Annotated in this window: 12 protein-coding genes; 9 read left to right on the top strand and 3 right to left on the bottom strand. The window is 59.0% G+C overall.

Features of this window, described 5'->3' with window-relative positions:
* Positions 1 to 5: 5 nt before the first annotated feature.
* From N2599_RS28050 to N2599_RS28035, 4 genes are all read left to right on the top strand, one after another.
* Positions 6 to 2,114 (top strand): beta-galactosidase, encoded by a 2,109-nt coding sequence (locus tag N2599_RS28050; protein ID WP_027510320.1) that lies wholly within the window; start codon positions 6 to 8, stop codon positions 2,112 to 2,114.
* Positions 2,115 to 2,298: 184 nt separating this feature from the next.
* The gene (locus N2599_RS28045) at positions 2,299 to 2,766 is read left to right on the top strand and encodes a GFA family protein (RefSeq protein WP_027510319.1); all 468 of its coding nucleotides are present in this window, start codon (positions 2,299 to 2,301) and stop codon (positions 2,764 to 2,766) included.
* Between the two features lie 193 nt (positions 2,767 to 2,959).
* Complete coding sequence (locus tag N2599_RS28040; RefSeq protein ID WP_037142057.1) at positions 2,960 to 3,391, top strand: YybH family protein; 432 nt, start codon at positions 2,960 to 2,962, stop codon at positions 3,389 to 3,391.
* Positions 3,392 to 3,492: 101 nt separating this feature from the next.
* The gene (locus N2599_RS28035; RefSeq protein ID WP_027510317.1) at positions 3,493 to 3,696 is read left to right on the top strand and encodes an alpha/beta fold hydrolase family protein; all 204 of its coding nucleotides are present in this window, start codon (positions 3,493 to 3,495) and stop codon (positions 3,694 to 3,696) included.
* A 276-nt stretch (positions 3,697 to 3,972) separates the two neighbouring features.
* Here N2599_RS28035 and kdgD read toward each other — a convergent pair whose 3' ends face one another.
* The 3 genes from kdgD to N2599_RS28020 form a co-directional block, all read right to left on the bottom strand.
* The gene (gene kdgD, locus N2599_RS28030) at positions 3,973 to 4,896 is read right to left on the bottom strand and encodes a 5-dehydro-4-deoxyglucarate dehydratase (RefSeq protein ID WP_027510316.1); all 924 of its coding nucleotides are present in this window, start codon (positions 4,894 to 4,896) and stop codon (positions 3,973 to 3,975) included.
* A gap of 46 nt (positions 4,897 to 4,942) precedes the next feature.
* Positions 4,943 to 5,923: a mannonate dehydratase gene (locus N2599_RS28025; RefSeq protein ID WP_027510315.1), complete on the bottom strand. Its 981-nt coding sequence runs from the start codon at positions 5,921 to 5,923 to the stop codon at positions 4,943 to 4,945.
* A 72-nt stretch (positions 5,924 to 5,995) separates the two neighbouring features.
* Entirely contained in the window at positions 5,996 to 6,697 is a 702-nt protein-coding gene (locus tag N2599_RS28020; protein WP_027510314.1) for a FadR/GntR family transcriptional regulator, read from the bottom strand.
* Positions 6,698 to 6,837: 140 nt separating this feature from the next.
* On the opposite strand from N2599_RS28020, the gene N2599_RS28015 reads away from it, so the two are divergent.
* The 5 genes from N2599_RS28015 to N2599_RS27995 are packed head-to-tail and all read left to right on the top strand — an operon-like array spanning position 6,838 to position 11,946.
* Positions 6,838 to 8,433 carry an ABC transporter substrate-binding protein gene (locus N2599_RS28015; protein WP_027510313.1) on the top strand — a complete coding sequence of 532 codons (1,596 nt, stop codon included), beginning with the start codon at positions 6,838 to 6,840 and terminating at the stop codon, positions 8,431 to 8,433.
* A 19-nt stretch (positions 8,434 to 8,452) separates the two neighbouring features.
* The gene (locus tag N2599_RS28010) at positions 8,453 to 9,481 is read left to right on the top strand and encodes an ABC transporter permease (protein WP_027510312.1); all 1,029 of its coding nucleotides are present in this window, start codon (positions 8,453 to 8,455) and stop codon (positions 9,479 to 9,481) included.
* Positions 9,478 to 10,380: an ABC transporter permease gene (locus tag N2599_RS28005; RefSeq protein ID WP_027510311.1), complete on the top strand. Its 903-nt coding sequence runs from the start codon at positions 9,478 to 9,480 to the stop codon at positions 10,378 to 10,380. Before N2599_RS28010 ends, N2599_RS28005 begins: the two co-directional genes overlap by 4 nt.
* Complete coding sequence (locus tag N2599_RS28000) at positions 10,367 to 11,212, top strand: ABC transporter ATP-binding protein (RefSeq protein WP_027510310.1); 846 nt, start codon at positions 10,367 to 10,369, stop codon at positions 11,210 to 11,212. The genes N2599_RS28005 and N2599_RS28000 overlap by 14 nt, the downstream gene beginning before the upstream one ends.
* On the top strand, positions 11,209 to 11,946 hold the full coding sequence (locus N2599_RS27995) for an ABC transporter ATP-binding protein (RefSeq protein ID WP_027510309.1): 738 nt from the start codon (positions 11,209 to 11,211) through the stop codon (positions 11,944 to 11,946). Before N2599_RS28000 ends, N2599_RS27995 begins: the two co-directional genes overlap by 4 nt.
* Positions 11,947 to 12,309 lie beyond the last annotated feature (363 nt).

The following is a 12,309-nucleotide window of genomic DNA, read 5'->3' as shown; positions in this document are numbered from 1 at the left end:
GGACAATGCTCAGAAACGATATTCAGTTCCCTTATGGCGCCGTCTATTTCCGCAAGTCCAACCCGCCGAACGAGGACTGGGAGCGTGACTACGCGACCGCCGGCGAAGACGGGCTCAACATTTTCCGCCATTGGTTCATGTGGGGCGCGATCGAAGTTGCTCCGGGCGTCTATGATTGGGACGACTATGACCGTCAGCTCGATCTCGCCGCGAAAAACGGGATCAAGACGGTGATCGCCGAGCTGATCCACGCGGTACCGGACTGGGCGGTGCGCAAGTTCAGCCACGCGCTGCAGGTCGCTGCCGACGGCACGAAGCTCGGCTCCTACATGGGCGTCTCTTCTGCAACCGGTGGCTTCTCCAACAATGGCGGCGGCGCCGGCGCGCTGACGCTCAACTGCCCCGAGGTGAAGGAGGCGGCCGGCCAATTCCTGACCGCACTCGCCACCCGCTACAAGGATCACCCGGCGATCTACGGTTACGACGTCTGGAACGAATGCAATTATTCCGCCGATGTCGACTACAGCAGCTACGCCAAGGCAGCGTTCCGCAAGTGGCTGGAGAAGAGATACGGCACGCTGAGCGCGCTCGCCAAGGCCTGGCACCGCTACAGCTATGCCGAATGGCAGGATATCGAGCCGCCCGTGCATATGGCGCCCTATCCGGAATGCATCGACTGGCTGCAGTTCAAGCGGGACAATTTCTACGGCCAGATGCAGTGGCGCATCGACACGATCCGCGCCATCGACCGGAAGAACGTCATTGCTGCCCATGGCATTTCCGGCGCCATTCCGAACATGGCGGCAAACGGTTGCGACGACTGGTTGGCTGCTTCCAAGGTCGATATCTATGGTTTCACCTGGATCCAGGCCCGCAAGGGTACAGAACCATGGAAGACCTGGTATGGCGTCGACATCAACCGTGCCGCTGCCCGCGGTAAACCCTTCTGGCATGCCGAGCGGCAAGGCGGGCCTCTCTGGCTGCAGCCGCAAGTGATAGGTCGTGACAAAGAAGATGGCCGTGTGGCTGAGCCGGAGGATATTCGCCTCTGGAGCATGACTTCGCTTGCCGGCGGCGCGCGCGGCGTTCTTAACCTGCGCTGGCGTCCGCTGCTCGACGGTCCGCTCTTCGGCGCTTTCGGCTCCTACGGCATGGACGGCGCGCGCACGCCGCGCTCGGAAATCGCCAGCCAGATGGCAAAATGGGCAAACGATCCGGCCCAGGCAGCACTTTGGGAGGCAAAACCGGTGCGTGGCGAGGTCGGCATACTTGTGGTGCCCGAAACGCAGCAATTCGACTATCTGCTGAACCACGACCGCAAGGAAAAACCCTATCCGGAAGCCATGTGGGGTGCCTACCGCGGCTTTTTAGAGAACGGGGTGCAGCCGGACTGGGTTCATATCGACGATATCGGCGACTACGATCTCCTCTATTTCCCTTATCCGATCATGTTCACCGCCGAACAGGCAAGGCATCTCAAAGCCTGGGTGGAAAAGGGCGGCATCCTGATTGCCGAAGCCTGCCCGGGATATTTCGGCGACCGCGGCCATGTCGGCCAGATCCAGCCGAACATGGGCCTCGACCAGGTCTTCGGTGCACGGGAGGAGGAAGTCGAGTTCATGCCGGATATCGGCGATCGGATTCGTCTCGAGCTGGAAGGACTGGCCGTCGACGGTGGCGGGCTGCTGCAATCCTATAAACTTGCCGGCGGCAAGGCGCTCGGCCGTTTTGACGATGGACGTCTGGCGGTCGTCGAAAACAGCTTCGGCAGAGGCCGCACGCTTTTGATCGGCACAAACCCCTCGGTTGCCTATTACCGAACCGAAGGCAAAGCGAACCGTGCCTTCTTCGAAGAGCTCATGAATTGGAGCGGCCGGAGCCGGCACGTGACGCTTTCAAACGATGCCGTCTTTGCCCGCATCCACAAAGGCGAAAAAGGCAGCTTTCTCTGGCTCGTCAATCCGACGCGCAGGCCGCAGGCGACCGATGTCGAGCTTTCCGACGGGCTCGGAACGTTGACCAGCGCGCAAGCGTCGTGGCCCGCCGGCTGGAACTATCATGGCGGACAGATCGAAGTCCCGTCGCGCGATGTGCTGATCCTGCCGTTGAGCTAGTGGCTTGATGCCGACATAAGAGTCCTTTGTGGGATTCCCACGAGTTTGACACAGGGCGCGCTTTCTTTGTCCTGAGCAATCTAACGTTATGAAAGCTGCCTTTGTGGCTTACGGCTGCTCCCCACCCGTTGCAGGCATACCCTGGGTCGGCTAACCTGTGGCACGGAAGCAAAGGAGGGCGCGTATGCCACCGACCTTCGAAGGAGGCTGTTTCTGCGGAGCAGTACGCTACCGGCTGAATTCCAGACCGATGTTCGTGCATTGCTGCCATTGCCGCGACTGTCAACGCCAAACTGGCAGCGCCTTCGTCATCAACGCGCTGATCGAGACCGACCGCATTACGCTCTTGTCAGGCGCACCGGAGCCGGTGGCGATGGCTACCGACAGCGGCCGCCGGCACGATATCTATCGCTGCCCGTTCTGCAAGGTGGCATTGTGGAGCGATTACGGCGGACGCCGCGCGCTACGTTTTGTACGCGTTACTACACTCGATGAGCCCACCGGAATTGAGCCCGATGTTCACATCTTCACTCGCTCGAAACTCCCCTGGATTCGGCTACCGGACGGCGCCCGCGCCTTCGAGGTCTATTACGACATGAAGGAAGAATGGCCGGCGGAAAGCCTTGAACGGCGGCGGGACATTCTGGGCTGAACGAGCGCAGATTATTTATGGGTTGGTCATCACAGCGACGAGGTGACAGCCGCTTTCCGATCCCCAGTGGAGATTCCTGCGCCACCACCTGCATGGTCGGAATAGGCGTTCCTGGCAGAAAAAGATTCGTTCCCTGTCGGATCGGGAGCCGCTGCCGCGTCCTTTGGGTAAACCCACCCCAAAGGAGACGATCATGATCATCGATACTGAAGAAATGGAGATAAAGGCGGTACTTGAAGCCGTCCGCAAGGGCCATCATGACAAGGACGCAGCAGCAATCGGAGCGCAGTACACCCCGAATGCCGTCATCTTCGATCTGGCACCGCCACTTGCCCACATGGCAGATGTGTCGGGTCTCGCCGCTTGGCTCGATACTTGGGAGGGACCGGTCGGCCTGGAGGAGCGCGATTTGACCATCGAAGTCAGCGGCGGCCTCGCTTTTTGCCACGGACTTTCCAAAGTGAGCGCAACAACCAAGATCGACGGTCAGCGAGCGCACTGGTGGCAGCGCAAAACGGTCTGCCTCAGGCGGACCGAGGGTGCCTGGAAAATCGTCCACGAGCACGCATCTGTGCCTTTCTACATGGACGGCAGCTATCGGGCCGCTATCGACCTCGAACCCTGACGCGGCGAACGCCAGACTTCCGCCCGTTCGAGCACGTGAACGAGAACAGGAATGCTGAGACGCAGATTCGTTCAGTGCTAGCAATTGCTGGAGCGGCTTTGATGGTCACACGCGCGTCGCTTGCTTTGATCAATATGCCCGTGCGCGTCATCGTGGTCGGCGCAAGCCTGGATTGGTGGCATAAGACCGCGGATGCCGTTGTGGAAGCGCTGCCGAATGGATCATACGAAACTCTGGATAATCAGAGCCATGACGTGGCCCCCGAGATTCTTGCTCCGGTACTGAGCAAATTCTTCGCTGGATGATGTGTCTGCAGCGGCTCAGCCAAGGGCCGCTCCGGCACGCACTCCTGCCCTTGACTTTGGTCACCTGCGACATTCGGATTTTCTGGTTTCCGGGCAGGGTCGGAACGCCCTGCCACGACCGGACCGGGGCTTCTGCGCGGACACTAGGTGTCAGATTCTATTCACTATATGCCCGGTTAGCAGACGGCCGCGCGGGTCGAACTATGCCCGCGCGGCCGTTCAAGAAGAGGTGGTTCAGGGCGGTTGGGAGGGGAACCGCCTAGCCCTGCCGCCTCTTCATTCCGCTGCAATTTTCTCAATGTCGTTTGCCTGAACGATACGCTCGAGCAGCGTCATTTCTTCTGGGCTGAGATCAATGAGTGGCGGGCGGACGGGGCCCGGTTCCCGACCAAGCACCCGAAGGCCGGCTTTGATAATCGAAACCGCGTAACCTCTCTTCCGATTGCGCAGCGCGACAAAGGGAAAGAAGAAGTCTTTCAGGATTTCGTCGATGACAGGCTGATTGCCTGAACGAAGAGCCTGATAGAAACGCTGGGCGAGTGCCGGCACGAAATTGAAGACGGCAGACGAATAGGTGGTGACCCCGGCTGCAAAATAGGCTTGCGCATAGACCTCATGCGTCGGCATGCCGCCGACATAGACAAGACGGTCTTGAAGTTTCGTGGTGATCTCGATCACCTTGTCGACATCGCCCACGCCGTCCTTGAAGCCGATGAGGTTAGGGCATTCATCGCAAATCCTAGCGATGCTATCGGCCGTCAACACCGCGTTGTCACGATTATAAACGATGACGCCGATGCCGACCGATTTGCAGACCGCTTTGACATGGCTGACGAGGCCGTCCTGTTCGCTGAACATCAGGTAGGGCGGCAACAGCAATAGACCGTCTGCGCCGGCTTTTTCCGCGGCTTTTGCAATGTCGATCGCAAGCGAGGTACCGTATCCGGTGCCGGAAATGATTGGCGTCTTTCCGGCCGACACTTTTGCGGCCGTCACGACGGCAGGGATTTCCTGCGGATTGAGCGAAAAGAATTCCCCTGTGCCGCCGGCGGCAAAAAGAGCGGCTGCCTCATAGCCGGCCAACCATTCAATGTGCTTGCGGTAGGCGTCCTCGTCGAATTTGAGTTCCTGATCAAAATGCGTGACGGGAAAGGAGAGCAGCCCGCTGCCCACTGCTCTCTTGAGGTCAATTGGATCCATTGTTCATTCCTGTTCGGGTTTCTTGATGAAAAGGATGTGGCCTGGCTTAAATCGACTGGGTCTCAAGCGCTTCGACGAGCGCTGCGATATAGCCGTAGCAGAAGGCGAAAGCGACGCCGGACGGATCCCTGCCGCTGATGGTCGGGACATGGTCGGGCATCAGCATGTATTGGTAGCCGACCTCCTTGTAGATCCGCGCCGAGCGGACCATGTCCATGTCGCCTTCGTCGGGGAAGGTCTCCATGAAGGACAGTTTTCCGCCCTTGATGTTGCGGAAGTGAACGTTGAAGATTTTTCCGCGTGTGCCGAACCAGCGGATAATGTCGTCGATTTCCTCACGCGGGTTCTCAAGCATCTCACCGATCGATCCTTGGCAGAAGTTCAGTCCGTGATAGGGGCTTTGGCGCATGGTCACGAACTTCTTCAGGCCCTCGACCGTTCCAAGGACACGGGTGACGCCGCGATAGCCGGGCGGCGTGTAAGGATCGTGCGGATGGCAGGCAAGCCGCACGCGGTTGCTTTCGGCAACCGGCACCACACGCTCGAGGAAATAGTCGATCCTCTCCCAGTTTTCCTCCTCGGAAAGCTCGCCTGCGAGGCCCGGCGCCGCCGCCTGATCGGTCTTCTCCCAGCGAAAGGCCTCGTTCATCGAGCCGCCGCGGCCAGGCTCCATCGGCGTGCGCGGAATGCCGATCAGGTTGAGGTTGTATTTCGCCGAGGGGATGCCGGCAGCCGCCATATCCTCGATGAGCCCGCAGACAGCATCGATCTGGCGATCCCGGTTCGGCCCGGCGAGAAGAATGTCGGGGTAAGACGCGTTCTCGATCGGCCGCGAGGGGAGGGGCAACTGGATCATATCGAGAATTAATCCGAAGCTTTCGACCTTGTCGCGGTGGCGCTTAAGGTCATCAAGCGTCCAACTCGCGGGCGATCCAGCCGGGTCGGCGCAGATGTGCTTCAGTCCGAGCTGTGCGAAAACGCGGAAATCGTCATCATCCCGAACCGCGACCTGAGTTCCAGCATACATGTTTTGAAAACCTCTCCCGAATACAGCAATGTCATATGACATAATATGAATTTCGGAGGGTGTCGAGGGGTCTTATTGCTGTTCGGCCAACATGCGGTAGCGCCGCTGGCTCCCTAGCAGGTGCGCTCGCATCGCCTGCCGCGCCCGCTCCGGCTCCTGATCTGCAATAGCGTCGAGGATCTCGACGTGCTCCGCATGGACCTTGTTCAGATAGGCGCGATCATTGGCCTCGGGCAGCGTCGGGAACTGCCCTCTGGGGATGGCGCGAGGGCCGAAATGCCGCAAAACGTCAACATAGAAGCGGTTATTGGTCGCGGCCGCGATTGCCATATGAAACTCATAATCCGCTTCGACCGTGGGAGCGCCATCGTCGATCATCTGCGCCATTTTGCGGTTGGCCGTGCGGATCGCAGCCTCCTGTTCGGCCGTTCTTCTATAGGCGGCAATGGCTGCCGCTTCACCTTCTGTAGCCATGCGAAACTCAAGCAATTCAAGGGTTTCCGGGATACTCTTAACTTCAACTGGCGTTAAGGAAAATGCCTTTTGTGCATGCGGATTGCTGACGAACACGCCCTTTCCCTGGATCGGCCGGACATAGCCGGCCGAGCGAAGATCGGCGATGGCTTCGCGAACAACCGTGCGGCTTACGCCGAAAGTCCTCTCCAGTTGCGGCTCGGTGGGCAATTGATCGCCCTCTTTGAGCTTTCCCGTTTCGATCTGATCGCGCATTTGATCGATCAACTGCTGTGCAAGTCGCTCCCGGGTCCGTCGCATTCTGTTGTTCCAACCCCTCACAGTGTCTGTCGCAAATGCCCAAAGGCGGCCCTTGCCAACCCGTGGGAAGTTCTATAAATCATAATACGACATACCGATGACATAATATGTCTTCTATAGTAGACCAGGGAGGAATTGAAATGAAGCCTTTTCGTAAGGAGCTCTTCGTTGGAGCCGCCATTAGCTTTCTGGCGCTGACTGCGTCTGCCGCCTTCGCTGAAACGCCGAAGGACCAGCTCGTCATCGGCACGTCGCTTGCCCAGGTGCTGTCGCTTGATCCGCAGCAGGCGACGGAAGGCAAGGCCAATGAAATCATGTGTAACCTCTACGACCGGCTGGTCTTGGCAACGCCGGAGGGAAAGATCGCTCCGCAACTGGCGGAGAGCTGGGCGATCGATGACAAAGGGATCACGTTCAAGCTCCGGGAGGCGGCGTTTGCCTCCGGTAATCCGGTGACGTCCAGGGATGTGGTTTTTTCGCTGACGCGTCTCCTCAAGATGAACCAGGCGGCTGCGGCCAACCTGAAGCGGGTCGGCTACAATGCCGACAATGTCGAAAAGCTGGTGACGGCGCCCGATGAACATACCGTGCGAATTGATCTTTCGGGCGAGGTTACGCCGGAATTGCTTCTTTATCGCCTCGCCATGGTGACCACGAGCATTGTCGACAGCATCGAGGTTGAGAAGCACGTCAAGGATAACGACTATGGCAACGCGTGGCTGCGCACGAACTCTGCCGGTTCGGGGCCGTTTACGCTCAATCGCTGGACTCCCAACGAGATCGTCATCCTGGACGTCAACAAGGATTATGTCGGCGGTGAGCCGAAGATGCGGCGCGTCGTTGTCCGACATGTTCCCGAAAGCCAGGTCGAGCGGCTGATGTTGGAGCGCGGCGACATCGATATTGCAAGCGCATTGAGTGCATCTGACCTTGCGACCTTCCAGAACAAGCAGGGATTCAAGATCCAGCGCATACCGACCGGCGGGTTCTACGTGCTGTCCATGAATGCCGGTAACCAATACCTGGCAAATCCGAAAGTCCGCGAGGCGATTGCCTACGGTATCGACTATGCCGGCATCGAAAAGACGATCATGGGGCCTTACGGCAGAGTGCGTACGGTGCCGGTGCCGGAGAATTACGAGTACGCGATTCCAAGCCCCGACTGGCATCTCGATATCGAAAAGGCCAAGTCGCTGCTGGCGGAGGCCGGGTTCAAGGATGGCTTTTCGCTGAGCCTGAAGACGATCGCACAGACGCCGCGTATCGATCTTGCAACGGCCATCCAGGCCTCGTTTGCGCAGATCGGCATCAAGGTCAATATCCAGCAGGGTAACGGATCGGAGATCATCGCGGCCCATCGTGCCCGCGATTTCGACCTCTTGATCCCGCAAACGGGCGCCTACATGCCGAACGTGCTTGGCTCCATGGAGCAGTTCTCCAGCAACCCGGACAATTCGAAGGAGGCGAACAACGCCGGCAACTTCGTCTGGCGCTCGGCCTGGGATATCCCGGAGCTGACGAAGCTGACCGCAAAGGCTTCCCTTGAGCCGGACGCCAAGAAGCGCGGCGATATCTATGTCGAGATGCAGAAGATGTTTGTCGACCTCAAGCCGGCGGTGCTGCCGCTCTTCGAGCGCTATGAGCCGATTGTTCAAAACGCGCGCGTCCAGAACTACATCGGCCACCCGAACATGACGACACGTCTCGAAGGTGTGACCAAGGCCGAAACCGAGTAACCGAGCCAGGCAGCCGATCATGAAGGAATTATCCGCAAACGAGCTTGGAAAGCGCGTCCTCCAACTCATCATCAGTCTGTTCATACTGCTTTGCGTAACCTTCGTGATCGGCCGCGTCATGCCAGCCGACCCGGTGGGCGCAGTGGTCGGCGAGCTTGCCGACCCTGCCGCCTACGCGGCGATGCGCACGCGCCTGGGGCTTGATCTGCCGCTTTATCAGCAGTTCTTCATTTATCTGGCGAGCCTGCTGCAGGGTGATTTCGGAACGGCAATCCTGACCGGCAATCCCGTTTCGAAGGATCTGGCTCAGGCATTTCCGGCAACATTCGAGCTTGCCACGCTGGCGGTCATCATATCGACATTTATAGGCGTGCCGCTTGGACTTGCGGCAGCGCTTTTTCGCGACAGCTGGATCGACAAGACGGCGCGGGTCGTCGCCCTTGTCGGCCACTCGATACCGGTCTTCTGGTTCGGTATCGTCGGGCTGGTGATTTTCTATGCCGGGCTTAACTGGGTCGGCGGTCCGGGCAGGGTCGATGTCTACTACGAGGGTATCGTAACGCCGCGGACCGGTTTGATGTTGGTGGACAGCCTGCTTGAAGGCGAGCCCGAAATTTTCTGGAATGCGCTCTCGCACATCATTCTGCCAGCCATCATCCTTGCTTACGCCGCGATGGCATATATCACCCGCATGACCCGCAGCTTTACGCTGGAACAGCTTAACCAGGACTACGTCATTGCAGCGCGTGCAAAAGGGGTCGGGCCCGCGAACACGGTGATCGGTCATGTGCTGCCGAACATTGCCGTGCAACTGATTACCGTCCTTGCGATCTCCTATGGAAATCTTCTGGAAGGCGCCGTCGTGACCGAGATCGTCTTCTCATGGCCGGGGATTGGACAATATATGACAAATGCGCTGATGATTGGCGACATGAATGCCATCCTGGCCGCGACGATCATCGTTGGCTTCATCTTCATGTTCTTGAATTTTGCAGCCGACATTGCCTATGCGCTGCTTGATCCGCGCACCCGGGAGGCCACGCAATGACCGATGTGCTTCACTCCGAAAGCGAGGTTAAGCGGCCGGGATTTTCGGCCCGCGTTGCCGCCTCGCTTGCTCGCGCCGGACATAAACTGGCCGACGAGCCGCTTGGACTGGTAGGCTTCCTCATTCTTGCCGCGCTCTGCATCGTCGCAATCATTGCCCCGGCGCTCGCCCCTTATGATCCGAACGTCCAGATGCTGGGTGATGCCCTCCAGCCGCCCAGCCTCGCACATCTTGCGGGAACCGACGAATTCGGGCGCGACATCTTCAGCCGCCTTGTCTACGGGACAAGGATCACCATCCAGACAGTTCTCTCGATATCGGTGATTGTCGGCCCTGTGGGCCTGCTCATCGGCATCGTTGCAGGATTCTTCGGCGGCCGCACGGACGCGATCCTGATGCGCGCAACCGATATTGTCCTCTCATTTCCGTCGCTGATCCTGGCACTTGCCTTTGCCGCAGCCCTGGGCGCCGGGTTGAACACGGCGATCATCGCAATCTCGCTCACGGCCTGGCCGCCGATCGCGCGCCTTGCCCGAGCCGAAGCGCTTGTCGTCCGCAATACCGACTACGTCGCCGCAGCGCATCTCTATGGGGCTTCTTCGTTGAGGATACTGCTTCTCTACATCGCACCCATGTGCGTTCCATCGGTGATCGTGCGCCTGACGCTCAACATGGCAGGCATCATCCTGACGGCGGCATCGCTCGGGTTCCTGGGCCTTGGCGCCCAGCCGCCGGCGCCCGAATGGGGCGCGATGATATCAAGCGGCCGCAAGTTCATGCTCGATTACTGGTGGGTTGCCGTCATGCCGGGTATTGCCATTCTGTTTACGAGCCTTGCCTTCAACATCGCTGGCGACACGCTTCGCGACATCCTGGATCCGCGCCATGCAAGATCGTGAAACCTCAGCCATCCTTTCCGTCCGTAATCTGACCGTTCGTTTTGGGCGCAGCTTAATACCGGCCGTAAGAGAGGTCAGCTTTGATCTGGGGCGGGAACGGCTTGGAATTGTGGGCGAATCCGGTTCCGGAAAATCGACGGCCGGCCGGGCGATCATGCGCCTTCTTTCTCCGAGCGCGGAGATCTCGGCGGACCGTTTCGAACTTGCCGGCAGCCCGCTGCTTGAAAGGACCGAACGGCAGATGGGTGCGCTCCGAGGCAAGGAGATGGCATTGATCATGCAAGATCCGCGCTATTCGCTGAACCCGGTGCTGACGATCGGCAGGCAGGTGGCGGAGGCAGCAAGGCTTCATCTCGGGCTCGGCCGTGCTCAAGCGCTCGAAAGCGCGAGAAGAATGCTCCAGCGCGTCAGGATCAGCGATGCAGACCGTGTCATGGCGCTCTACCCGCACCAGATATCCGGCGGCATGGGTCAGCGGGTGATGATTGCGATGATGCTGCTCGCCAAGCCGAAGCTGGTCATTGCCGACGAGCCCACTTCGGCGCTCGATGTCAGTGTCAGGAGGGACGTCCTCGTTTTGCTCGACGAGCTGGTGCGGGAGAATAATTCCGGTCTCATCCTCATCAGCCATGATATTCGCATGGTCGCGGCTTTCTGCGAGCGGATCCTGGTCATGTATGCAGGCCGTGTTGTCGAAACGCTGACCAGGCTCGACGACGCCCAGCATCCCTATACGCGCGGCCTGATCGCAGCACTTCCCGATCCCCGCAATCCTGTCCGCCGGCTGAAGGTGCTGGACAGGAAGGCACTCGAAACGGAGGCGGCAGAGTGATCAGGATCAGCAATCTCGATGTTGTCTATGGCGCGGGCAAGACGCACAACCATGTCGTCAAAAAGGTGAGCTTTGAAGTCGGCAAGGGTGAAACGCTCGGTATCGTCGGCGAATCCGGCTGCGGCAAATCAACAGTCCTACGATCCTTGGCCGGCATCGAGCAGGGCTGGACGGGTTCGATTGAACTCGACGGCAGAGTCATCGGAAAGATCCGGTTGCGCGATGAGCTGAAGACCGCACAAATGGTGTTTCAGGACCCCTATGGCTCGCTTCATCCACGTCATCGCATCGGGACGGCCCTTGCCGAGCCGCTCCTGTCGATGGGACACCGCGATGGCTGGTCTGCCGTTCCCAAGGCTCTGCGGCAGGTGGGGCTGCCGGAAGACTTTGCCAACCGATTTCCCCATGAACTGTCGGGCGGCCAACGTCAGCGCGTTGCTATTGCACGAGCTCTCATCCTTTCGCCACCGATCCTGCTGCTCGACGAGCCGACCTCGGCACTCGACGTCTCCGTTCAGGCCGAGATCCTCAATCTCCTTGCAGACAAGCGCGACGAGCAGGGGCTGACCTATGTGCTCGTCAGCCACGATCTCGCCGTGATCGCGCACATGTGCGACAGGGTGCTTGTCATGAAAGAGGGCGCCTTCGTCGATGAGCTGACGAAAGCCGATCTAGAATCAGGCGTCACGCATGCCGACTATTCGCGCGATCTTTTTGAGGCAAGTTTTCTTTGATCTATGCGATGCATGGAGGCTTGCCGGTACGAATTCCCTGGAATGTTCGATGCCGTTATGAACGCCGGACGAGGTAGCTGTCCGGCCGCGCTATTTTGGCGATCACAGTTGATGTGGCTGAAAATGAGGAATCTATCGTAAACGCTTGAATTTGACGACGGGGCAATTTCGCGGATTCTGGCTTCGCCAAACAACTATCGCCCTCCTGCTTCATCGAATCGGTTGTGTTCCAGATGATTGATCCGAACCATCATGCTGACGGTGCTTCGGGATCAATGCGCACGGACGTCGCGCGTGCCGTCGCACCGTCGCGTTCGGCAGTACAAAATGGCAAGATCGTCGTACGGCGCGCAAGGTTTGTCC

This window comes from Rhizobium sullae, assembly GCF_025200715.1.
Classification (GTDB): domain Bacteria; phylum Pseudomonadota; class Alphaproteobacteria; order Rhizobiales; family Rhizobiaceae; genus Rhizobium; species Rhizobium sullae.
The sequence above is the reverse complement of the archived record's forward strand: the minus strand, read 5'-3'. Positions and strand labels throughout refer to the sequence as shown.

Excerpts from the sequence above, each read along its gene's own strand:
- N2599_RS28050 (WP_027510320.1), top strand. The coding sequence starts at position 6 with ATGCTCAGAAACGATATTCAGTTCCCTTATGGCGCCGTCTATTTCCGC.
- N2599_RS28045 (WP_027510319.1), top strand. The coding sequence starts at position 2,299 with ATGCCACCGACCTTCGAAGGAGGCTGTTTCTGCGGAGCAGTACGCTAC.
- N2599_RS28040 (WP_037142057.1), top strand. The coding sequence starts at position 2,960 with ATGATCATCGATACTGAAGAAATGGAGATAAAGGCGGTACTTGAAGCC.
- N2599_RS28035 (WP_027510317.1), top strand. The coding sequence starts at position 3,493 with ATGGTCACACGCGCGTCGCTTGCTTTGATCAATATGCCCGTGCGCGTC.
- kdgD (WP_027510316.1), bottom strand. The coding sequence starts at position 4,896 with ATGGATCCAATTGACCTCAAGAGAGCAGTGGGCAGCGGGCTGCTCTCC.
- N2599_RS28025 (WP_027510315.1), bottom strand. The coding sequence starts at position 5,923 with ATGTATGCTGGAACTCAGGTCGCGGTTCGGGATGATGACGATTTCCGC.
- N2599_RS28020 (WP_027510314.1), bottom strand. The coding sequence starts at position 6,697 with ATGCGACGGACCCGGGAGCGACTTGCACAGCAGTTGATCGATCAAATG.
- N2599_RS28015 (WP_027510313.1), top strand. The coding sequence starts at position 6,838 with ATGAAGCCTTTTCGTAAGGAGCTCTTCGTTGGAGCCGCCATTAGCTTT.
- N2599_RS28010 (WP_027510312.1), top strand. The coding sequence starts at position 8,453 with ATGAAGGAATTATCCGCAAACGAGCTTGGAAAGCGCGTCCTCCAACTC.
- N2599_RS28005 (WP_027510311.1), top strand. The coding sequence starts at position 9,478 with ATGACCGATGTGCTTCACTCCGAAAGCGAGGTTAAGCGGCCGGGATTT.
- N2599_RS28000 (WP_027510310.1), top strand. The coding sequence starts at position 10,367 with ATGCAAGATCGTGAAACCTCAGCCATCCTTTCCGTCCGTAATCTGACC.